Annotated in this window: 9 protein-coding genes and 1 pseudogene; 6 read left to right on the top strand and 4 right to left on the bottom strand. The window is 69.3% G+C overall.

Going from position 1 to position 22,759, the window contains the following annotated elements; all coding sequences use genetic code 11:
• Window positions 1–404: 404 nt before the first annotated feature.
• Window positions 405–1,982, bottom strand: a complete 1,578-nt coding sequence (locus UA75_RS22990; RefSeq protein ID WP_075742030.1) for a multicopper oxidase family protein — start codon at window positions 1,980–1,982, stop codon at window positions 405–407.
• A 118-nt stretch (window positions 1,983–2,100) separates the two neighbouring features.
• Window positions 2,101–2,505, bottom strand: a complete 405-nt coding sequence (locus UA75_RS22985) for a hypothetical protein (protein WP_075742029.1) — start codon at window positions 2,503–2,505, stop codon at window positions 2,101–2,103.
• 190 nt (window positions 2,506–2,695) lie between these two features.
• Between UA75_RS22985 and UA75_RS22980 the strand changes: the two genes are divergently transcribed.
• The 6 genes and pseudogenes from UA75_RS22980 to UA75_RS22955 all read left to right on the top strand — a co-directional run bounded on the left by UA75_RS22980 (window position 2,696) and on the right by UA75_RS22955 (window position 13,488).
• A complete protein-coding gene (locus tag UA75_RS22980) occupies window positions 2,696–3,910 on the top strand; it encodes a sensor histidine kinase (RefSeq protein ID WP_075742028.1) in 1,215 nt (404 codons plus the stop codon).
• Window positions 3,907–4,557: a response regulator gene (locus tag UA75_RS22975; protein ID WP_075742027.1), complete on the top strand. Its 651-nt coding sequence runs from the start codon at window positions 3,907–3,909 to the stop codon at window positions 4,555–4,557. The genes UA75_RS22980 and UA75_RS22975 overlap by 4 nt, the downstream gene beginning before the upstream one ends.
• Before the next feature lie 372 nt (window positions 4,558–4,929).
• Entirely contained in the window at window positions 4,930–6,138 is a 1,209-nt protein-coding gene (locus UA75_RS22970) for a TIGR02679 family protein (protein WP_075744108.1), read from the top strand.
• Between the two features lie 275 nt (window positions 6,139–6,413).
• Window positions 6,414–7,958 carry a TIGR02677 family protein gene (locus tag UA75_RS22965; RefSeq protein ID WP_075742026.1) on the top strand — a complete coding sequence of 515 codons (1,545 nt, stop codon included), beginning with the start codon at window positions 6,414–6,416 and terminating at the stop codon, window positions 7,956–7,958.
• Window positions 7,955–9,178 (top strand): annotated as a pseudogene (locus UA75_RS22960) (TIGR02678 family protein); the annotation flags it as partial. The gene UA75_RS22965 and the pseudogene UA75_RS22960, both read left to right, overlap by 4 nt.
• 224 nt (window positions 9,179–9,402) lie before the next feature.
• The gene (locus UA75_RS22955; RefSeq protein ID WP_075742025.1) at window positions 9,403–13,488 is read left to right on the top strand and encodes a TIGR02680 family protein; all 4,086 of its coding nucleotides are present in this window, start codon (window positions 9,403–9,405) and stop codon (window positions 13,486–13,488) included.
• 260 nt (window positions 13,489–13,748) lie between these two features.
• Here the strand turns inward: UA75_RS22955 and UA75_RS22950 are convergent, their stop codons facing one another.
• Entirely contained in the window at window positions 13,749–15,902 is a 2,154-nt protein-coding gene (locus UA75_RS22950; protein ID WP_075742024.1) for a UvrD-helicase domain-containing protein, read from the bottom strand.
• Complete coding sequence (locus tag UA75_RS22945) at window positions 15,899–22,711, bottom strand: DEAD/DEAH box helicase (protein ID WP_075742023.1); 6,813 nt, start codon at window positions 22,709–22,711, stop codon at window positions 15,899–15,901. The genes UA75_RS22950 and UA75_RS22945 overlap by 4 nt, the downstream gene beginning before the upstream one ends.
• Window positions 22,712–22,759 lie beyond the last annotated feature (48 nt).

Here is a 22,759-nt window from a genome sequence, read left to right as displayed (position 1 = left end):
TGGTCAGCAGTAGTCGTCATGAATGGCGTGCCTCTCTGCTCCGCCGCCTACGGCTGTCGCCGCAGCGGCGTGGTGTGTCCGATGCGCAGAATCTAGAAGCAGAACCAAGGTTGAGGTCAAGGCTCGATCCTGGGCCTGCGCTCTGCCGAGCCACCCGGCGACTTCCGCGTCGCCGCGCTGGGCGGCAGGGCCGATCGCGGCGAGACTCGGTGCGGGGCGGCTCGCGTCGCCAGAGCCGGGCTCCGGTCGGGGCAGGCGTGAACATCGACAGCCGCAGGCGCGCGCAGCGCCGGCGGCCCGCCTCGGGGTATCGACGATCCGTCCCTCGGCCCGGTCTGCCCTTCGACTGCGGGCCGGGCGGGGCGAGCGTCGGCCGGGGCGCGACGACTGGCGGACCAACCGGATCAGACGACCTCGAAGTTGGCCATCATCATCATGTCCTCGTGCTCGAGGTTGTGACAGTGCAGGACGTACCTGCCTCGGTAGCCGTCGAACCGGATGAGCAGTTCGGCCTGCCCGCCGTTGTCGAGATTGACGGTGTCCTTCCACCCCTGGTTGTAGGGGCCCGCGTCGTCCTTCCCGCCGGTGTTGAGGACCTGGAACGGCGCGAGGTGAATGTGGAAGGGATGTTCGACGTTCAACGCGCGGATGGTCCATCGCTCGACGGTGCTCAGCCTCGGCCGCGCCGCGATGGCGTCCGTGCTGAACGGCTCGCCGTTCACCGTCCACAAGGTCATGCCGTGTGCCTCGGCGCCGCCCCTGGCGAAGACGAACTGTCGCTCCGCGACCACGTCCTCTTCGGACAGACGTTCCAGCTCCACGAGCTGATCCGGGATGGCGCTGTCGTCCGATTCCCGCCGCGTCACGACGAAGCGCATCACCAGGTCCGTGCCGTCGCGGCCGTGATCGTTGACCATGGTGATCTCGTCGCCGACGTCGTGCCCGGAGAAGTCGATGATCACGTCGAACCGCTCGGCCTGGGCGATGTCGATCGCCTCGTGTGCCGTCGGTTCGGCCAGCAGCCCCAGGTCGCTGCCGATCTGCACGAAGGGTCCGCCGCCTTCCAATCGCAGTCGGTACCGGCGGGCATTGGATGCGTTGAGGATGCGGAACCGGTATCTCGTGTCGGACACCGCCAGCACCGGCCACGGCGCGCCGTTGACCAGGATGCAGTCCCCGAGCACACCGCTCATGTATTCGGCGGTGACTCCCGGCGTTCCGTTGAGGCTGGGATCGACCGAGGGATACTGGAACGCCCCGTCCGAGGCGAAGGAGCGATCGGCGATCATCAGGGGCACCTCCCGCTCGCCGCGCGGCAGGGGCAGCGCCTCCTCCTCGTCGTCGCGGATCAGATGAAAGCCCGCCAGACCCCGATAGACCTGCGGGCCGGTGAAGTCCATCCGATGGTCGTGGTACCACAGGGTCGCGGCGGGCTGGTCCAGCTCGTAGACGTAGTCCCGGCTGCCGACGACGCTCGCCCCGGCGTGCTGCTGGTGCGCTGAGTGATCTCCCCCCATCGGGAGGATCAGGTCGGTGGGGTAGCCGTCGTGCTCCGGCGCGGTCCGGCCGCCGTGCAGGTGGACCACCACCGGCACCGTTAGCTCGTTGCGATGAGTCACCACGGTGCGCCGCCCGCGACGAGAGACGATGGTGGGGCCGGGGAAGAGACCGTTGTAGCCCCAGATCTCCGTCGACAGTCCTGGCAGGATCTCCATCCGCTCCGCGCGCTGCACGATCTCGTAGTGGTCGGTGCCGTCCTCGCCGCGCACCGGCTCCAACACCGGCAGGATCGGCAGCGGGACCTGGAAGGGCTCGGGCAGCGGCGCCTCGCTGCGGAGCAGGGTTCCCGCGCTGTTCTCGCTGCTGTTGTTGCCGCCGCGGACGAACAGGCCGTTGCCGCTGCACCCGCCGAGCGCGGTCGGCAGCACCAGGGCCGCGACGGCGGCGCCGCCGGTGGTCAGGAAGGCTCTTCTCGACGGCATCAGCAGGGAACTCCAGTCTCGTGCGGGGTGCAGGCCTGCCTACGGGCCTCGGCGGTGACCGACGGCGCAGGCTCGTGACATGTCGGGACGCGGAGTCTGCCTCGGCGGCTCGGGCGGCTCACCCGGCCCGCCTGACGCGTTGCAGGGCGGCGGCGAGTACACCGCACACCGCACCCCAGACGATGTCGGTGAGCAGGATTCCGAGCAGCGCGACGGGCGCGGCGACCGCGCCGCTGAACGGATCTCCGGCCACCACCATCGAGACGAGGGCATAGATCAGGCCTGCGAGGACGAGCGTGAGCACCGGTCGAGCAACCCCGGTGAGCCCGACGAGCAGAATCCACGCGATCGAGATCCCGGCGAACAGCAGGATCGGCGTCGCGGGCCTTCCGAACAGGTCCATCAGGCCGACCAGGCCGAACAGCGGCCTGATGAGCGCGATGGCGGCGAGACCGATGATCAGCGGCCAGTTGAGGGCGCGAGTCCGGGGCAAGCCTGCCTGCGACGCCGGTGAGTTCGACATGCCGGGAACGCTATGGCGGCCGGGCGGTCCGTCGCGTCGGTCCAGAATCGTCATCTCGCCGAGCGTCCCCGTACGTCGGGAGGCGACTCCGGATGTCGCCTCCCGGCTACTCCCGTCCGCGACGGCGGACGTGTCACGATGACTGCCGTCTCCGCCGAGGCGCTCGGCGGAGACGGGCGAACGGGGTGGAATGCGGCGAGCTGAGAGCGAGGAGAGCGACGAGGTCCCGGCGTGGGTCCTGCTCGTCCTCACCGCCGTCGGGCAGGCCGTCGTGCTCTCGCTCCTCGTCGCGATCGGCACGCCGGGCGGGGCTGCGGACGCCGGGGCGTACCTGTTCGCCTGCGGTCTCGGCGCGGTACTGCTCGCCCGTCGCCACGCGCCGGTCGCGGTGCTGCTGACGACGCTGGCGGCGATCTTCGGTTACTACATCCTGGACTACCCGCCGATCGGCATGGCCGTGCCCGCCGTCGCCGCGCTCTACTTCGCGGCCGAGAGCGGGCAGTTGCGCTGGGCGATCGGCGCGGGCCTCGTCCTGCTCGGCGTGTCCGGGTTCTTCCGAATCGCTCCCGAGAACGAGCCCGCGCAGGTCCTCGCCTACGACCTGCTCACCAACGCAGCGCTCGTCGGCTGCTCGATCGCCTTGGCCGTCACCGTCCGCAGCCGCAGACAGCTTCGGGAACAGCAGCGGCGGATCGTCCACCTCGAACGCGAACACGCCAGGGATCAGGCCGAACAGCGCATGCAGGAGGAGCGGCTCCGAGTCGCGCGCGATCTGCACGACACGGTCGGCCATGCACTGACGGTCGTGTCCGTCCACGCCAACGTCGCCCGCGAGGCGATCGGCGTGGACGAGGACGCCGCGATGCGGTCGCTCGGCAACGTCACCGACGCGACGTCGCGATCCCTGCGCGAGCTGCGCTCGACGGTCGCCATGCTCCGCGCGCCGGGAGCCCACGAGGACGATGCCCGCGCGCCGCTGAGGCTCGCGGGCATCGAGGACATCCTGGACAGCGCGCGTCAGGCAGGCCTCGAGGTGACGGCCGAGCTGATCGCCGAGCCCCCGCGGGTGCCCGCCACCGTCGCCGCCACAGTCCATCGCATCGTGCAGGAGGCCGTGACCAACGTGATCAGACATGCCGACGCGACCGGTGTCATCGTCCTGACCAGGATCGAGGACGACACACTCCGCCTGCGCGTTCAGGACGACGGCAGGCGGGGGACGCGGTTCGGCGGCGACGGCGGGGAGCAGCCGTCGGGTCGAGGCATCGCCGGGATGCGGGAGCGGGCCGCGCTGTTGGGCGGCACGGTGACCGTGCGGCCGCAGGCAGAGGGCCTCCTCGTCGAGGCGACGTTTCCGCTGGCCGGACCGCCGCCTGCCCGACCGCCGCTCGGGAGGCCGTCGTGATTCGCGTCGTCATCGCCGAGGACGAGCCGCTGCTGCGCTCGGGTCTGCGTGCGCTGGTCGAGCGAGACGGCGACATCACGGTGGTGGCCGAGGCGGCGGACGGCGCGGTTGCCGTGCCACTCGTCCGCGAGCATCGGCCCGACGTCGTGCTGATGGATGTCAGGATGCCCCGTCTCGACGGCATCGAGGCGACCCGGCTGATCGTCGACGACGCGACGCTCGACGACGTCAGGGTGCTCATCCTCACCACCTTCGACGAGGACGAGAACGTGTTCGCCGCGATCAGGGCGGGTGCCGCCGGATACCTGCTCAAGGACATCGGACCGGCGGAGCTGCGCCACGCGGTGCGCGGCGTCGCGGCAGGCGAGTCCCTGCTGTCGCCGTCGATCACCGCGAAGGTCATGCGCGCCGCGGCCGTCGGCAGGCGGCGGGGCCGCCCAGAACTCGTCGCGAGCCTGTCGGCTCGGGAGCGTGAGGTCCTCGCGAGGATCGGACGCGGGCTGAACAATCAGGAGATCGCGGAGGTCTTGTTCATCAGCCCGGCCACCGCCCGCACCTACGTCAGCAGGCTGATCACCAAACTCGATGCCCGCGACCGGGCGCAGCTCGTCGTGCTCGCCTACGAGAGTGGTCTGGTGGACCGCTGAGGACGCCCCAGCGGGCCCCGCAAGGCTGCGGCCCCCGTCGGGAATCGCTCGGCTACGTCGGCGCGAAGGAGGATCGGGACGCCGGTGAGCGGATACGGCGATCGGCGGGGACGGGGTCCGGTCACCGTGGCGGTGGGCGGGCCCGCCGCGTACCGGGCGGCGGCAGGCGCAGTTCGTACCAGGGTCGCGCGGCCGGGATCTCGGCGAATTCGCTGCGGGCCTGTCGGACACGCGTGCAGCGGGATCACTGCGTTCCGTCAGGCGAGGTCGGCCCGGCCTCGTGACCCGGGGGGCGGGACGGCGCGCGACCATGCTCACTGTGGGCCGTACCTTCGAATCGGTGGTCGCCGGGCCGCCTACACTGCTGTGATCGTGGGGGCCCGTTCCAGACTGTCGCCTGAGCTGGCGCCGTTATGGCGTGCGTTGCACGATCGACTGTCGTCGGGGCGCTCGGTGAGCCGGGTTCGGGTGGGCCCTCTGGACGACGCGCAGCGGAACGCGCTGGCTGACCTGCTGGGCATGACTCGGCTGCCTGCTGAGTACACGACCGTCTCTCTGCCACTGCTCGACACGCTGCTCAGAGACGCCGTCGGCGCGAGCGTCCATGAAGTCGTGACAGAACTTGTCGGTCCGGTGGGGGACAAGGCAGGCGATCGGCAGCGGGCTGCATCCGAGAGGGCCGAGGTCTGGACGTGGCTGAAAGATCATCCGACCGTCGTCGCGCAGCCCGCATTGGCAGACTGGGCGGCGACGGTGCGGCGGTCCGGGCTCATAGCGGGCTCGACCGATCGGACGAGGGAGATTCTCGCCCAGGTGCTGCGTGTCCTCGCGGAACTGCCTGCACCCGGAGTCCCGCGCCCGGTCTTCGCCGAGACTGTGCTGCGGCATACCCACGCGCTGGACGACGGGACACGAACTGCGGGCTTGGTTCTGCGTGCGTTGGCCGCGATCTACGACGTCGAGCCTCCTGCTGACGCGGCCGAGCGGCGGGCGCTCTGGGAACGGGCCGGGATCGCCGATGACGAGTTGTCCTCGGTCGTGCTCGCGGCCGGATTCCGGCCCGCGGGCGATGACGTGGCGAGCCGAATCCTGCGGTCCTGCGCCGATGCCGGTCACGTGGCCGCCCTCACCCTCGCCCAGATCAGAGCGGCGGACTGGGCGGTCGGGCCCGCCGAGGCCTGGATCTTCGAGAACCCGAGCGTGCTCGCGTTGGCGATCACCCGGTTCGGAATGGACTGTCCGCCGATGGTGGTCACCTCGGGGTGGCCCAGCAGCGCAGGAATCCTGCTGCTGCGCACGCTTACGGCGGCGGGCACCCGGCTGAGCTATCACGGTGATCTGGACGGCGAGGGACTGCGCATCGCCGCGCACGTCATCGCCAGAACCGGGGCTCGACCGTGGCGGATGACCAGCGCCGATTACCTGGAATCGGTAGATGACGGGCCGCCGGTGGGCAGGGTGACCCCCGCGCCATGGGACGACGACCTGGGCGAACATCTGCGCCGTGTCGGTAAGACGGTCTCCGAGGAACGAACGGCCCCTGTCCTTCTCGATGAACTCGCTCGGCATCACGGCCTCTGAGCGCGACCCCGCCGGTTGCATCCCGAAACGACATGCACGCCGGACGCTTCCGGTCGGTGCTGTCGTTACCTGCTGTCACAGAGAAGCGGGCTGCGCGGCAGGTCGTTCGGTCGACACCACAGCGCCAGATGCGTCGCCTCGTGTGCATCTGGCCCCGGGTTGATACGCCTGGGTCGGTCACACGCCCTGCGAATTGAAGAGCGGGGTGGTCGAAGCGTGTCCGAGGCATCGCCTACCGTGTTCGCTGTCTGCTCACCGTGTGTGCGGGAGGTCGTATGGAACCGATCCGCGTCCCACCGGAGATGTTCCGGTTCACCAGCGGAGACCGAGCCGGTCTCTACGTGTCGATGCTTCACGCCTTCGGTGAGGCCAATGAACGGCTGGTGACGGCGCTGGGCATCGATGACGTGCGTGATCGCCTCCGATCGATCGGCTGGCTCGACGCGCTCGAGGACGGAGATCTGACCTCGGCACTGGATCAACTCCGATCCTGGAACCTCCTAGACGTCAGCCAGAACCACGTGCAGAACTATCAGAGTGCGGGTGACTACGAACGGCGAAACCTGCAGTACTCCCTCACCCGCCAAGGCGAGGCGGCCTTAGCAGGCGTCGTCCATGCGATGGGTGTGCTGGTGGCCGCCGGCGCCTTGCAGACCGCCGTGCTCGACGCGATCTCCGATCGGCTCGGCGATCTCGTTGCCGAGCTGGACAGCGGCACGGGCTCGGATCGGCGGGTCTTCTCCACTCTGACCGAGTTGGAGGCCCATCTGGAGGCCCTGCGCTCGAACACCAGGGCGTTCAACGGGGAACTTCAACGCCTGTTGCGGGTCGACGGCACTGATCTGGAGACCTTCCACGAGGTCAAGGCATCGACCGTCGCCTATCTCGAAGAGTTCCTCACCAACCTGGACCACCGCGCGCACGCCATTGCCGGACATCTCCGGCGACTGGAGGCACACGGCGTCAGCCTGCTTCACCAGCGAGCTCTGCTCGGCGCCGATCTGCCCAGGCTCTCCGGGGCCGATCCCGGCCCGGCGTGGCTGGAGCGGCGCCGGGCTCGCTGGGAGGGCCTGCGGGCCTGGTTTCTGCCGGTCGACGATGCCCCGCCTCGGGTGGACGAACTGCGCCAGGTAGCCCGCAGGGCCGTCATCACGTTGCTTCAGGTGCTCGATCGGATCACCGAATCGCGCAGACGCGCCAGTAGCGCGGTGGCCGACTTCCGGGAGTTGGCCCGGTGGTTCACCGTGCTGCCAGAGCAGACCGATCTGCACCGCCTCTTCTCGACGGTGTTCGGGCTGAGCTCGTCTCGTCATGCCCACCTGACGCATGCTGATCCCGAACTCGTCGGATCCTCGGCGTCGTGGGCAGAATCGCCCCCGGTCGAGGTGTCGCTGCTACTGCGTACGGCGGGTCGCACCGAGCGCTTCAGCCGAACCGGTCGAGTGCGCGACGTCTCTGCCGTCCGTGCTGTCCGGGCCCGCCGGGCGGCGGCGGAGCGTGCTGAACTCGAGGCGGCGTGGGACATGCTCGACACGGGAGGCATCGTTCGGCTCTCGAGCTTCGGTCACCTCGATCACACGGTGTTCGAGCGCCTGCTGGAATTGCTCGGCCGGGCACTGGCGGCGAGCCCTGACCGCTCCGGTGTGCGGCGAAGCAGCACCGCCGACGGGCGGATCGAGATGGTGCTGTACCCGCCGACCGATCGGGCAGCCGCTCGGCTGACCACCGGACACGGGCGATTCGACGGCCCGGACTACGAGATCGAGATCAGGGCCGTCGGCGTCCGCTCGGTCGGTCGCGTCAGCGGGGGTGCCCGATGAGCAGCCTCGCGAACCAGTTGGTGATCGCCGAGAAGGAAGAGGTCGCACGCGGCATCCGGCTGCTGTTGGCCACTCCGCTGATCAGCGAACGAAATGCACCGGAGTCCTTCGACATCCTCCGGCGCAGGCGCGAGCCGATCAGGAAGTGGTTCGACTACTACTGCGGCTGGTCGGTGATCCTCGAACCCCGGCTGGGCTATGCCCGGCTGGTCAAGGTCGGGGTCGCCACGAGCGGCGACCGTCCCGCCCGGCGGTTGCGGTCCGGCAGGGCGCCGTTCGACCGGCGGCGTTACGTTCTGTTGTGCGTGGTGGCGGCCGAACTACTGTCAGTGCCCGTCACCACCATCGGGCTGCTGGCAGACGAGGTGAGTCGTGCCACGGCAGCCGATCCGGTGCTCGACGGATTCGACGCGGCGAGCCGCGGCGAGCGGATGGCCTTCGTCGACGTGCTGCGGCTGCTCGAGTCCTACGGCGTGCTCGACGTCATCGACGGCACCACCGACTCCTTCGTGGACTCGGCCTCGGCCAAGGTCCTCTATCGGATCGACTCGACGCTGCTGCTGCGGTTGTCGGCCGCCCCCACCGGCCCGTCCCGGATCGCGATGCCGACGGACGAGGTGGGCCCGCGTTTCCCGGAGCTGTTGTCGCTCGTCTCACGCGAACGGCGGTATGGAGCGGCGGGGGAGTCCGGTGAGACGGAGGGCTCCGCGTCCGAGAACCAACGAAATCTGTGGCTGCGCCACTCGATCTTTCGCAGGCTGGTCGACGACCCTGTGCTGTATCTGGCAGAGCTGTCCGCCGACGAACGCGCCTACTTGTCCTCCCCGACCGGCAGACAACTGCTTCGCCGGGCTGCCGAGCAGGGCGGATTCGTCCTGGAACAGCGCGCAGAGGGAGTGCTGCTCGTCGATCCGGACGGAATTGCCACCGACAGCCGTTTCCCGGACGATGCGAGCACTGCCAAGGTCGCCGCGCTTCTGCTACTGGACGGTATTCAGAGTGGTACCGGCTCGATCACCGTGGATCAACTGGAAGTGGCGGCCTCGGCGTTGCTGGCTCGGTTTCCCCAGTGGGCCAAGAGCCATCGCGGCGAGGACGGGACGAGACGACTGGTGGCCGACGCAACCGATGTGCTCGCCGGATTCGGGCTGGTCCGCGTCGTGGGCGGCGTGGTCCATCTGCTGCCCGCTGCCAGGCGTTACGCCGTCGGCGCGACCAGGACCACCGATGCCATGGCCGGTGACCGTCCCACCGTCCCCGTCGGTACTGCCCATGGCCGCCACACTATGAGCGTCGGCCTGACTGATGTCGAGTCGTCCCCTGGCGAGGCCGCCGTCGGGCGCATCGCAGAGGAGTCCGCTGCGCCCTGGACCCTCTTCGACACTATGGACACCGAAGACACCGCAACCCGGTACGCCCCTGCTGCGCCCGAGGAGACGTCGTCGTGACCGTGACCGAACTGTCTCGCCACTCCGCCCCGACACCGCCGGAACAGTCGCCAAGGTGGACGCCTTCCCGGGCAGGCATCCTCAACGTCTGGCGATACTACGACGAGGTGTTCGAGTTCCATCACGGCAAGCTGCTGCTACGCGGTCAGAACGGCAGCGGCAAGTCCAAGGCGCTGGAGCTGCTGCTGCCCTTCCTGTTCGACGCGAGCCTGCGAGCCAACCGGTTGTCCACCTTCGGCACCGGCGAGCGCACCATGCACTGGAATCTGATGGGTGAGGGCGCGTCGGGCACGACGCGGGTGGGATACGTCTGGCTGGAGTTCCAGTTCCCCGGTGACCCCGATCGATGGTTCACCTGTGGTGCTCGCCTGCAGGCCAGCAGCCATACGAGCACCGTGCACCCTGACTTCTTCACCACTGAGCAGCGCATCGGCTTCTCTGACGGCCTCGACCTGGTGACCGAGTCCGGACAGCCGCTGACCCGGAGTGCGCTAGAGGAACGGCTCGGCGCCGCAGGCACGCTGCACGACAACGCACGTGACTACCGTGCCGCTGTCCGCTCCGCTCTGTTTCCCACTCTCAGTGAGCAGCGATACGACGCCCTGATCCTCGCGCTCCTCCAGCTGCGCACGCCGAAGCTGTCTCAGCGGCTCGATCCGTCCCTGCTGTCGGTCCTGTTGTCCCGCGCACTGCCACCCCTGGGGCAGCAGGAGATCGCCGATCTCGCGGAGGGCTTCGAACGGCTCGATCGTCAGCGGGAGCGGCTGGTCACGCTGGACGAGGAGGTGCGGGCCACCCGGCTGCTCGCCAATCGGCAACGCGCCTACGCCCAGCGAGTGCTGCGAGCCTCGGCGGCCGTGGTGATCTCCTCGACCTCGGAGTTGACCACTCTCACCAGGACCGCCCGCGAGTCGGCCGAGGAATACGACCGGGTGCTCGCGGCGCAGCAGGACGCGGAGGCAGGCGCTGAGACACTCCGGACGGACATCGCCGACAGTGAGGAGCGGGTTACCGGGATCAAGGAGAGCGAGGAGTTCCAGCAGGGCCGAGCACTCGACCGGCTACGCGAGCAGAGCGCCGAGGCAGCCGAGACGGCGAAGAAGATCAGCGAAGACGCACGGCAGAAGCGCACGACCTCGGACAACGACGCCGGAGACGTGCGTGCTGCGGAGAAGATCTGTACGCAGCACGAGAACACGGTCCTGGCCAGGGCGACCGAGGCACTGCACGCGGCGAACCGGGCGGGCCTGACCAGTGTGCACGGTGAGATCGGCGGCTTGGCGGACGTCGATGCAGCGCGCTCCCGGACGCTGCTGCGGGCAGCCGTGAACAGTCGACGTGAGCAGATTTCCGAGGTACGACAGGCACTCGGTGGTCACGGCCAGGCCGTCGATCTTCGCAGGCGAGCCGAGGACGATCTGGAGAAGGCGAACACGGGGCTGGCCGAGGCGCGCACCCGTCACGAGACGGCGGTCGAGGGGCACGAGACGGCGCTCACACGACTGGAGGAACGCCTGATCGGCTGGGCCGCCAGCTGCCGTGAGCTCGCCTTCCCTGATCCGCACGCCGTGCTGGCGCTGACCGAATCGGAACCTGCGTTGCTGGCCTTCGTCGACGCGGTGGCCGCAGAGGTGCTGCACGAGATCACCAGGCAGGAGACGACGGCCGAGGCCGCGCGGACCGCCGTCCTGGATCGACGCGACGTCGTGACCGACGAGGTCCGGCGCCTGGGCGCCGAACAGGATCTGCCGCCTGATCCGCCGTTCACCCGTACCGCCGACCGTGCTGCCATGATCGGGGCACCGTTCTGGAGGCTGATCGACTTCGCGGCCACGACACCGGAGGCCGCCCACGCACCGATCGAGGCCGCGTTGCGGGCGTCGGGTCTGCTGGATGCCTGGGTGAGCCCGACCGGCTCGGTGGCCGGGCATGATGCCGTCGTCGACTCGGTCGAGGTCGGGCACGATGTCTTCGCCCGGTCGGCAGGGGTGCCGCCTGCCCCCGGCCGGTCGCTGGCCGACGTGCTGGTGGTCGAGGCCGACACCGACGTTCCCGTCGAGGCCGTGCATCGTCTGCTTGCGGCCGTCGCCTACGGCGAGTCGCTCCCGCCGGGCCACCCTGCTGCGATCGGGGCTGACGGGCGTTGGCGACTGGGGAGCCTTGAAGGCAGTTGGCATCAGCAGCACCCGACTTACATCGGTGCGCAGGCCCGCGAGCGAGCCAGGCGGCTTCGGATCGACGAGCTGACGGCGGAGATCGAGGAACTCGACGGCGCCATCACTGCCTTCGACGTCCAGCTGACCGCGCTGCACACCCGCCGTGAGGTGATCACGGCAGAACGAGCCGCCCGGCCCGATCATCGCGAGCTGACCGAGGCCGCCGCCGCCTTGACCCGGACCGTCGCCGAGGTGGCCGCCGCCGACACCATGGTCGGAGACAGGAAGCAGGAGGTCTCCGAACGGGCCAAGGACGTGTCGCGCGCCTTGGCTGTCCTGACCGGGCTGGCTGCTCGGCACGGCCTGCCGACCGCCGTCGCCGCGCTCGAGGCGCTGTCGGACGCCGTCGACGCCTTCCGGGATACGGCCGAGAACTGGCTGGACGGCGTCGGAGACCTCACGTCGGCACGGTCGGAGGCACGAGGACTGACCACGCAGGCTGAGCGATCCAGGGAGATCGCCGAGCAACGCGAGGCCGAGGCGGCCGAGGCCGAGGAGAAGCGGCTGCGTCTCGTTGCCAGGCTGGAGGCGGTCGAGAGCACCATCGGCGCCGACTACGGCGAGATTCTCGCCGAACTCGACCGGCTGCGCCACAGACTGGGCGCGCTGCGCACCGAGCTGGCGTCGAACGGCACGAAGATCAAGCAACAGGCCAGACGACTCGGCGAACTCGACACGAAGCGCACCACCGACGAGAACGCCCGCGTCGCCGCGTCGGCCACCCGCGATGCGGCCGTCCACCGGTTCCGACACCTGGCAACCGGGGTCTTCACCGCCGACAGCGGGATCGACGACCTGCCGAGGTTCACCGCGACCCTGGGCGCGTCCGAAGGCGTCCGTGCAGCCCTGGACGCTGCCCGGCTCATCGCCGCTGCCTGGCCGAACCTGCCGCATGCGCCGAAGAACCTCGGCGACGCTCAGCAGTTGTTGTCGGAGTCCGTTCATCAGAGCCGCAGTGCCCTCAGCGCCAGAGCCGATCTCGATCTGGAGGCCGATGAGGACGTCGTCGTGCTCACCGCAGTGGCGGACGGCGTCCGGGTCGGTGCGGCGGAGCTGCTCGGCATCCTGCGTGCGGACGCCGAGCGCAGCCGAGCCGAGATCACCGAGCGAGAACGTGAGCTCTTTGATCAGACCCTCACCGGCGACACCCGGCGTCATCTCGCCGCCCGCATTCGCCAGGCGACCGAGCTGGTCGACGGGATGAACGCCCGGCTGGAGCGCGTCCGCACCGCGTCCCGGGTGGCGGTGCGCCTGGTCTGGGAGGTGGCACCCGATCTGCCGCCAGGCACGAGAGCTGCCCGCGACCTGCTGCTCAAGGACCCGGTTCGGCTCACCGACGCCGACAGGGACTCACTGCACCGGTTCTTCCGGGAGCGCGTCGAGCAGGCCAAGACCGAGGACACCTCGGCGAGCTGGGAGCAGCAGCTCGCGAGGGTCTTCGACTACACGTCCTGGCACCGCTTCGTGGTCAAAGTGGACCGGGCCAACGGGACGGGCTGGCAGCTGCTCACCAAGAAGCTGCACGGTGCCCTGTCCGGCGGGGAGAAGGCGATCGCGTTGCACCTGCCGTTGTTCGCCGCCGTCGCCGCGCACTACCAGGTCGTTCCGCAGGCACCGAGGGTCATCCTGCTCGACGAGGTGTTCGTCGGCGTCGACAGCACCAACCGGGGCCAGGTGTTCGCGCTGTTGTCGGCACTCGATCTGGATCTCATGCTCACCTCGGACCACGAGTGGTGCACCTACCCGGAGCTCGGTGGGATCGCCATTCATCAGCTGATCACCGGTGACGGTGACGACGACGCCGTCACCACCGCGCGCTTCACCTGGAACGGGCACGAGCTCTCGGTGAACGCGGAGGGAGACTGAAGTCGGGAGGACGTCAGTGCGAGACGAGGGGCGAATTGACCCGTCCGAGCCCAGCCGAGATCAGAAGATCAGTTCAGGCCAACGCGGCGCGACCGTTCGAGGGTGACCCGCTCCGGACATGGCGTCCGGCCGACTCTCTGATCGATCGAACGCACCAGTCCGAGGCTCCGGCCCTCGCCCGGGTTGCACGGCCGCCCGCACTACGCTCGACTGTGATCTTGCCTGCGGCCTGATCGAACGAGAATCGAGTGCACTGCGTCTCACAGCTGGTTCAGGAATCGGCTGGGCCTGCCGTGCCAGAAGATCGCCAGATCGTCTCGGGCCCGGGTGGCTGCGACGAACAATAGCGAGCGGGCCTGCTGACACTCCTGACGGTACCGATGCTGATCTGTCTCCCGCAGCCGGTCGAGGCCTGCATGGGGGATCAGTCCGTCCCGCGCCGCCGAGATGATCATTCGTTGAAACTCGAGTCCTTTGAACCGGTGCATGGTGCCGATCCGCACGCCTGCCCCGCCCCCCGAGCCGTCGGAGGTCAGTTCGACGCAGGGAATGCCTGCCGACCGCAGCTCGCTCAGCATGTCTCCTACGAGTTCCTTGGTCGGCATCGCGACGGCGATTGCGTCCCAGGTATCCGTCGCACCCCATTCTCGTAGTTGGGCCACGACCCCCGCCCGTTCCTGCTCCCAGGAATCAAAGCCGTGAAACACGGGCGCGGTTCCGGCCAACAGGGACCGATAGCCTGTCAGGTCCTCCGTTCCTCCCTCAAGGTCGTCGTAACTCTCCCCGTGCAGCAGGTTCAGTGCTGAGCTGAGAATCGGCCGTGAGATCCGATAGTTCAGTGTCAACCGGGTAGATCGGCCCCGGATCGGAATGCCGAGGCTGGACAGGGCGACGACGTTCTGATAAATGCGCTGATGCGTGTCGCCGGTACAGAAGATGTCGTCCGGTCCCGGCGGCACCAGGGCACGTAGCAGTTTCCAATGGGCGGGGTGCAGATCCTGCGCCTCGTCGACGACGACATGTCGATAGCGTGGCTTGATGCCGCTGCTCGCGACGACACTGGCCGTGGCTGCGATGCCCGCGTGCGTCGCCCAGTTCTTCGCGTCGAGTCGCTTGCTGAAACGTTCGGCCAGTTGCCATACCAGCCTTCGCTCCGACCGTGCCAGGGATCTGCCTCGGCCGGCCCTCCGGGCCTGGGCATAGGCGCTGAAGGTCTGGCAGACCTGGCCGAGGATGACCTGGGACCATTCGGCATGCAGGAACTCGGCGTCCCATGGCCCCACGTCGCCGCCTGCCGCGCTGTGTTCGGACAGCATGGAGCGCCACTCCGTCAGAGCCGCCGCGTCGCCGATGACGGTGGGGCGGCGGGATCGGTCGGCGTCCACGGCCACGCGGTGGGCCAGCCGGTCGATGTTGAGGACGTCGACGCGGCTCAGCAGATCCTCGCTGTCGAAGGTCTGCAGCTTCTCCGCCAGATCGGTGGCGAGGTTGCGAGTGTAGGTCGTCAGCAACACCGGTCGGTCGTCCCCGGGCGGCAGCCGTTCGACCAGTGCCCGAACCCGGTGCAGGGCCACGATGGTCTTACCGGTCCCCGGGCCGCCGCTGACGCGCGCAGGTCCGTTGTAGGTCCGCTCCACCAGCCTGCGCTGGGCTGGATGCAGAAAGACCTGCCAGCGTTGGAAGCCGTCGTTCAACGCCATCTTCAGGGCCTGGTCGTGGGTGGAGACGACGGTAGCGGGCCGGGCCAGCGCTCGATCATAGTCTTCGTGATCGATCTCGTCGTCGGCCGACTGCGGTTCGACGATCTCCTGCCGCACCCTCTCGACGGTCATCCCGTCGTACAAGGCCAAGAGGACGTCCTTGGTCAGCGCGGGTGCGAACTCGACGAGGCCGAGTAGTTCGGTCTCGTCGGTGAGCTTGCCGATGAGCGGCATCAGCGGGGCGGCGACGCCGAGCCCGAGCAGTTCGTCCTCGGTGACGTGGGCGAACAGCGGAGGCGCGGTCGCCTGCGTCCCTGCCGTGGCTGGGGAGGCTGTCGTCGCGCGCCCCTGCGAGCCCTCGGTGGCCGCGACCACGTCGATGAACTCCAGGCCTCCGGTGACGCGGTTGACGTCGAGCCGATACCGCGCAGCCAGGTCTTGCTCGGCGTAGGCCTCGCGGCGGTGGGCGACCTTGAGCAGCAGCCATGAGTCGTCCCCGAGGCGCGCCAGAATGGCTCGATAGGAGTCGTTGATTCGCGCCGAGAACAGAGCGACGCCTTTGAGCTGCTTGAATCGGAGCCCAGGACTCTGCGGGTTCGTCTGGAACTTGTGGAAGAAGTCCCAGATCGCCCCCTTCACCGCGCGATCGAGCTTGTCGATGTCCTTGCCCGCAGACTCGTACAGGCGCAGGACCGTGGGCGACTGCCCGATCATGTCTGTTCCCCCTTTGCGGTGACCAGCCGTCGAACCAGGCCGGCCACAGTCCAGTCCTCAGCTCTGCGGGCCTCCCAACCCGCTCGGTGAAACGCCTCGTCTCGCCGGTCCTGCTCCTCCTGCCCCGCCGGGTGGGCGGGAATGTCGACGATCACCGCCACCTTGCCGTCCGGCCAGGCCAGCTCGGCAAGCCATCCTGCCGTGCCGAGTTCATAGCCGACCAGCGGTGCTCTGACGCCTGCGGCGGCCGCCGCTCGCGCCAAGGCGACGAGCACGGGCTGCTCGGCGTCCAGCTCCCCGAGGGCCGCCCGCCATTCTTCGTCCAGGTCCGAGTCATCGAACTCGACCTGCCCGCCGTCGCCGGATGCGGCGGTACGGGCCCCGGAGGTCGTCGAGGCCGGGGCGAGGAGGTCGTCGAGGCCGGGGATCGGATCACCGACGCCCGAGGGATCCTCGTCGGCGAGCAGCGCGAGATAGACGCCGGTGCCGCCCGCGACGGCGGGCAGCGTCGGATCGAACTCGGCCGCAGTACTCGCCGCGAGTTGAACGCCTTCACCCGCCACGCCGCCCGGCCCGCCTGATCCGGGCAGGAACTGGAGCAGGTCGCCCCAGCGCAGCCACGCCTGCCACCGTGGGCGCAGCTGTGGCAGGTCCTCGCCATCGTCGAGCACGGTGAAGCCGGTGAACACCGCTGTCGGTGCGCGTCGGTCGATCAGCACCACCAGCAGGCAGCCCGTCACGTCGGTATTCCGCAGTAACACGATCTGCCCGTCAGCGGCGGCGGGCAGCGGCCCACCCGTCAGCGCCGAGGTGAGTGCCGCAGGCAGACCGGCCGACTCGGTGAAGATCAGTTCGCGGCGGCGAGGTTCGTGAGCCAGGAGTCCTTCCAGGACCGCTTGGGCGCGGAGCCGCCACCGATCGCGGTCGGGTTCTCCGAGATAGGCGAGCAGCATGGCGACCGGGTTGACGAACACCGTCTCGTCGAGGTCGCTGCCTCCTGCTCCGCGTCGCCTGCTTGCTTGATGGGCCGTCTGCTGAGCGGCACCCAGATAGGGCAGCCAGCTCGAGTCTTTTGCGGCGGATCGTGAACTCTGCCAACTGGTCACGTCAGTCCAGGTGAGCTGGAAGACGATATCCCCGTCAGCACGCAGCCTCATCCGCTTCCGCGCGTCGGCGGCGACCCGATTGTGCTCGCCCGCATGCCAGCGAAACCCGTCCAGATAGACCGACACCCGCGAGCGAGGGCCGTCGACCCGGGTGAAGGTGACGTCGGGAATCTGGTCACGGAGGTTGTGCTGCTGCACCACTGCCCAGTGAATCACCTCCGAGCCGTCTCTGGCGTCGATGCGCAGGTCACGCACGAGTCGCCCGTCGACGGCCACGGCCGGGCCGAGGCTCCCCGGGGTCGTCGGGTCGGCGCACCAGGTGATCAGACCCGCCAGGAACTGGTGCTCCAGTTCGCTGTCGACCTGCTTGACGAGGGAGATCTCGGAAGCACTGGTGATCTCACGGGTCTCGAAGTCACCCGAGCCGAGTACCGCGTCGATGATGCGCAGCGCTTCGGCGCGCGAGACGAGGTCGTGGTCCTCGGGCGGGGCATGACCGAGCAGGCAGCGATGACACGCGGGGAGATCTTCCCGACACGGGCAGTCCCGGATCAGTCGTCGAGCCTCGGACAGGACACGGTGGAACGACTCGGGCGAGGCGAGCCGGTGAAGATAGCCGGTGCCACTGGGCAACCGGTCGTAGATCACGAGGAAGCGGCGGCGCTCGCCGGTCTCCTGATCCGGCATCGACGCAGGAGTGATGCGCAGGTGCTGTGGATCCCCGCGATACACCTTCGCGATGCCTGCGGTCAGGGCGGCCGACAGCGAAGCACGTCGTTCGTCGACCCGGATGGTCACGGCGGGCAGCAGGATCCGGATGGCCTCCGTCTCCAACGGGTGCACGAGCAGCAGCCGTTCCTTCAACGGTGCCATCGCCCGCCACCGGGAACACCACGGTCGGTGCGGACTGGCGCTCAGACTGACCGAGGCGGTCGCATCGGCGCCAGGTGGCGCATACGTCTGCGGATCCATGGCGGTGGCGTAGCCGCACTCCTCACAGACGCCGAAACCGCTGATCCTTACGTCCTCGCCTGCGATCCGTCCGCTGGGCTGGATGTCGAAGCGTCGCCTGCCCAGGTTGAAGCGGCGGATCACGGCCCGGCTGGCGAAGTCCACGCCGAAGGTGGCCCCTTCGCGACGCCAGGCACCGCGTGCGATGTCCGCGACGTCGATATCCACGGAGGTGGCCGTCTCGTAGGCCATACGCTCGCGATCCTCGGCGTCGTCGCTGATTCGGGCGTCCTCCCGGCGGCTGCGTGCGGTCACCCGGCTCGGCGCCAGCACTCGGTGCAGACAGCCGGTGTCGGCGATGGCAGCGCTGCGGCAACGCGGGCACCGACTGGTGTCTGCGCGCGCGTCGTGCGTGCGGACGTGACCGCAGTCGGGACACAGCCGCCAGGTCTGCCATTCCTGGCCGCCGCGGCGGCTGGTCTCCACGCCGGTGATGACGTGCTTGTAGCCGTCGACGTAGTAGGTATTACCAGGGGCGAGCTCAGTGAGCGCGTAAGCCGAGGGGCGCTCGTAACTGCGCAGCTCCGTCTCGGATCGAACCTCGCCGTCCTCACCGTCTCCAGTTCCGGCGGCACCGTCCCGATCACCGGATCGACTGTCCGTCCTGGTGCGACCCAACAGGGTCGCGTCGAGCGCGACGGTGCCGTCGAGCAGCGAATAGTTCGGCAGGAGCCCGAGTTCGACGAGTGTCCCGTGTGCATCGGCGGCTCGCAGCTCGCTGATCCGTGCGTAGACGGCTCGACGTTCCGCGGTCAGCTCACGATGGACGCGCCGCTCCGTGGTGCCATCGTCGTCGACGGTAGGCGATCTGTCGCCGCCGAGCCGCAGTTGGACCAGCGCCTCGTCGATGGCCTTCACCCTGCCTTTCAGCTCGTCGAGCCGGGCGGAGTGCCTGCCGGTGATTCGCTCGATCCGCCCGACGATGCCCGCGACGGCGAACTCGCGAAGCAGATCGTGGGCCCGGTCCCGCGCCTCGCGGTCTTCTGTCGGGTCGCCCCCTGGGTCGGGGGGGAACAGCGCGAGGAAGCCTTCGACCAGTTCGGCGCCGTTCTCCTCCGCAGCCTGGGCGAGGTCGTGCAGCCAGCCGGTGTTCCCGAAAAGGGCGACTGAGAGGCGTGGCAGGGGAGCCACACCGGGCAGCAGGCCTCGGGCGGCCAGGTCGATCAGGTGCGCGGCGTACTGCCGACGCAGGATCTCCACGGCCGACAGGTACGCGCCAGGCGGGATGATGCTGCCCGCGATCATCTGGAGCGGATCACGAAGGTAATACAGGTCATGCGGGGTGCGGCTGGCAAAAGTGACCAGCAGCGAGTTCCCGGTGCGGCGGCCGGCGCGGCCTGCCCGCTGCACGTAGTTGGCGGGGCGGCGGGGCACCGAGGCGAGAATGACGGCGGACAGATCGCCGATGTCGATGCCCAATTCCAGCGTGGGGGTGGCCGACAGGACATTGGGATCCGAGTATCCGGCCCGATTGCGGAAGCCCCGTTCCGTCTGTTCCCGCTTCTGCCTGCCGAGCATGCTGGTGTGCTCGGCGGCGACGACCTGATAGGGACCTGCGTTGCGGTAGAGGTTGCGGTAATAATCGCGTTGGAAGTCGCGGCCTCTGGCGGGTTGCCCGCCGTCTGATGCTTCCTCCGACACCGCTCGCAGGGTACCGAGACAGCGGAAGCGTGGGCAGCGCCCGTCGAGCCACCGGTCCTCCCGGCCGGGGAACAAAGGCTGGTGCCGGTGGCAGGCGTCGCAGACCGCCACCGCCGCCGCCACCGCATCGTCGGGAAGCAGCTGCACCTCCAGGTGACCCGGGAGCAGCCCGTACACGGCGATGTCCGCCTCCGCGAGGTGTCGGGCCAACACCCCTTCGGCCGCCAGCGCGGGCAGCAGCTGATCGAAGAACGCAGGACCAGTGGCCCGGGGCAGGTAGAGACTGCGAGTCGCCCAGTCGGCCAGCCAACCGTGAGAGGAGCCTGCGAAGTCGAACTGCGAGCGGCGTCGTTGTCTGCCGAGGAGGAAGCTCGGTGCCGAGACCCCTCGGGGGAACGCGGGCATCCCCTGCGGGCGTCCGCCCCACACCAGCCAGCGGCGCGCGCCGCCGTTGTGCAGGTAGGCATCGAGCCAGTGGTGCTTGATCGCCCCCGAGGTGCGCAGTCGCTGGAGCAGACCGGTCAGGAACGTCCCGAAGGCCCGTCGGTCTGGGGCGGTGTCGCCGATGGTGAGTTGGCCGGGGAGCCTGCGGTGGATGTCCTGGACCAGGTCGAGCACTCGCTCGGGAGCGTCGATCGGGACGTCGACGGCGACGGTGCGGGTCAACTCCAGGGTGCGCCCTTGGCGCGACCGCAGGCCGAACTCGGTGACGGCGGCGAAGGCGAGTCGCTCGGCGACCAGTCGCCACGTTCCACGCGACACGTTCGGTACTCCCGCCAGCAACCGAGGGACGCCGGGCAGTTCATGCAGATCGGGCGGGACCACCGCGCCCAGGGTCTTCAGGTGTGTCGACGCCGCGATGACGTCGGAGATGAGGTCGTTGAGCCGGGTCGGGGTGTCCTCGCGGAGCCGCTCGACCAGCAGGGCACGCAGCGAGAAGGTGAAGGAGCGGTCGGCCACATAACCCGCGCGGTGGGCGGCGTCCTGCAAGGAGTCGCTGAAGATCACCGTCTTCTGCTCCTGCTCCGGCAGTTCGCCGCCGGTGAACAGCTCGGTCACCGCCACCGAGGCCAGCGGGGCGACGCCGGAGCCGAGGAAGCGGATGCCGTTGTCGATCCCGCAGGCCGGGCAGCGATCGTTCTCGGCTGCCTCGTCGGCGGCGGCCTCGCGCCGCAGGTCGGCCAACACGAACACCGCGTCCGAGCCCGCCTCGGTCTCGCCGGTACGCAGCGGACGGACCCGATCGGCCGTGGGTTCGAGGACGAACACCCGGCTGGAGGCCTTCGAGGTCGAGCGCGCCTGTCTCGTCGGTTCTGCGTCTTGGGGAGCCGTCGACCGTGCCTCGGCCAGGGTGGCCGCAATGAGCGCGCGCCTGCGTCGCCGATCATTGCTGAAGGAGGCACGATAGATCCGCTCGGCGCCCGCGTCGAGATCGGCGGGGTCGGTCTCTCTGGAGATCGCCATCCAGCCGGACCGGCCGCAATGCCGACAGTAGACGGCGGGCAGGTGATCACCGAGCCACCGGGCGGAGCCGCCCGCGCCCTCTCCCGGCACGGTGTTACCGCCGGATTCGAGCTCCGGGCGGTCGCCGTGCCACAGGAAGCGCGGCCGAGGATGCACCTGCCGCAGTAGCCGCGACACCGCGCGCACCCACAGATGGGCCTCCACCGTCACCAGCGGCCGGTCCGGGCGCAGCGGGTCACGCGCGGTGGACAACAGGGCGACGAAACGGGCCAGCGCGGTGGCCGCCGCCTCCGGGTGAGTGCGCAGCGCGGCGCCCCACACGTACGCGCCGTGCCGAGGCATCAGCGCGAGGACCTCGGGATAGGAGGCGGGACCGTCCGACAACGCGCCCAGGACGGCGATGGTGAGGATGTGCTGCCGCAGGCGTCTCCCGAGGACCTGCGGATCGGTCACCGCTTCGCCGAGGACCAGACGGGCGATCTCGGCGAGGGCGTCCGGGTCGTGCGCCGGGTCGGCCACGGCGGCGAGTTCCTGCGGGGTCGGCAGCGGGAGCGAGAGGGAGAGGTCCTCGACGAAGTCGTCGACGGCGAGCCGCCGTTCGCCGATGACACTGTCGGCGGTGAACTCCACACCGAACATCTCCCACGCGACCCGCCGGAGCGCGTCGTTCCCGCCCGCCATCGTGTCGAGACTCGTCGCGCCGGAGCCTGCCTCGCCCATCGTCGCCTGCCGGGGCGGTGACCCCGTCGCCAGCCGGCCGCCACTCACCCCGGCCCCGCCTAGCGTGGCCGAGGTGGCCACCGGGCAGATGTCGCCCAGCGGCGCGCCCGGCCGGGCGGCGTCGACGGCCGCGCCGAGCCTGCGCAGCAGCATCGCCACATCGGTGCCCTGCGCACCGTCGTAGGTGTGGAACTCGTCCACGACGACGTAGGCGAGATCGGATTCTTGCCACAGCCCGACGTCGGCCTCACGTTGCAGCAGCTGATCGAGCATCTTGTAGTTCGTGATCAGGATGTCGGGCCTGGCCTGCCGGATCTCGCCATGCCGCACCAGCACCCGATTGAACTTCGTGTCGGGTGTGTCGCCGATGTACAGGCCCGCCGTCACCTCGGACAGCGCCGGGTCGGCCAGCAGCGCGTCGAGCCTGCCTGCCTGGTCGGTCGCCAGCGCGTTCATCGGGTACAGCAGGATCGCCTTCATCCCGGCGACGCCCACTCGGCGGCGCCGCGCGCAGTGGTCCAGCACCGGGTACAGGAACGACTCCGTCTTGCCGGAACCCGTTCCGGTGGTGATCAGCGTCGGCTGGGCCGGGCCCGTCAGGGTGGAGAGACGTTCCCAGGCTCGCGCCTGGTGCCAGTGCGGCCGAAAGCCCGCAGGCACCCACTCCAGGTGGGCCCGCCAGCCGTCGTCGGCCTCCTGGAACGGGGTGTTGATCCGCAGGAAGGGACCCCGGAAGATGCCCCGCTCCGGGTCAGTGAAGAAGTGCTCCAGTGCGGTGCGCGTCGCCTCGTCGTCCAGAGCGAAGGTGGTGGTGAGGTACTGGGTGATGTTGCCGCGCAGATTCGCCTCGGCCAGCGTCGGTCTCATCGCACTCCTCTGGCCCGGCTCGGTGCGGGGCCGCCCAAGCGAGTCTTC

It is taken from the genome of Actinoalloteichus sp. GBA129-24 (genome assembly GCF_001941645.1).
GTDB classification, from domain to species: Bacteria; Actinomycetota; Actinomycetes; order Mycobacteriales; family Pseudonocardiaceae; genus Actinoalloteichus_A; species Actinoalloteichus_A fjordicus.
This window is presented reverse-complemented; position numbering and strand designations above follow the sequence as displayed.

Coding starts and splice junctions, on each gene's coding strand:
- UA75_RS22990 (WP_075742030.1), bottom strand. CDS start 1,982: ATGCCGTCGAGAAGAGCCTTCCTGACCACCGGCGGCGCCGCCGTCGCG.
- UA75_RS22985 (WP_075742029.1), bottom strand. CDS start 2,505: ATGTCGAACTCACCGGCGTCGCAGGCAGGCTTGCCCCGGACTCGCGCC.
- UA75_RS22980 (WP_075742028.1), top strand. CDS start 2,696: ATGCGGCGAGCTGAGAGCGAGGAGAGCGACGAGGTCCCGGCGTGGGTC.
- UA75_RS22965 (WP_075742026.1), top strand. CDS start 6,414: ATGGAACCGATCCGCGTCCCACCGGAGATGTTCCGGTTCACCAGCGGA.
- UA75_RS22950 (WP_075742024.1), bottom strand. CDS start 15,902: ATGATCGGGCAGTCGCCCACGGTCCTGCGCCTGTACGAGTCTGCGGGC.
- UA75_RS22945 (WP_075742023.1), bottom strand. CDS start 22,711: ATGAGACCGACGCTGGCCGAGGCGAATCTGCGCGGCAACATCACCCAG.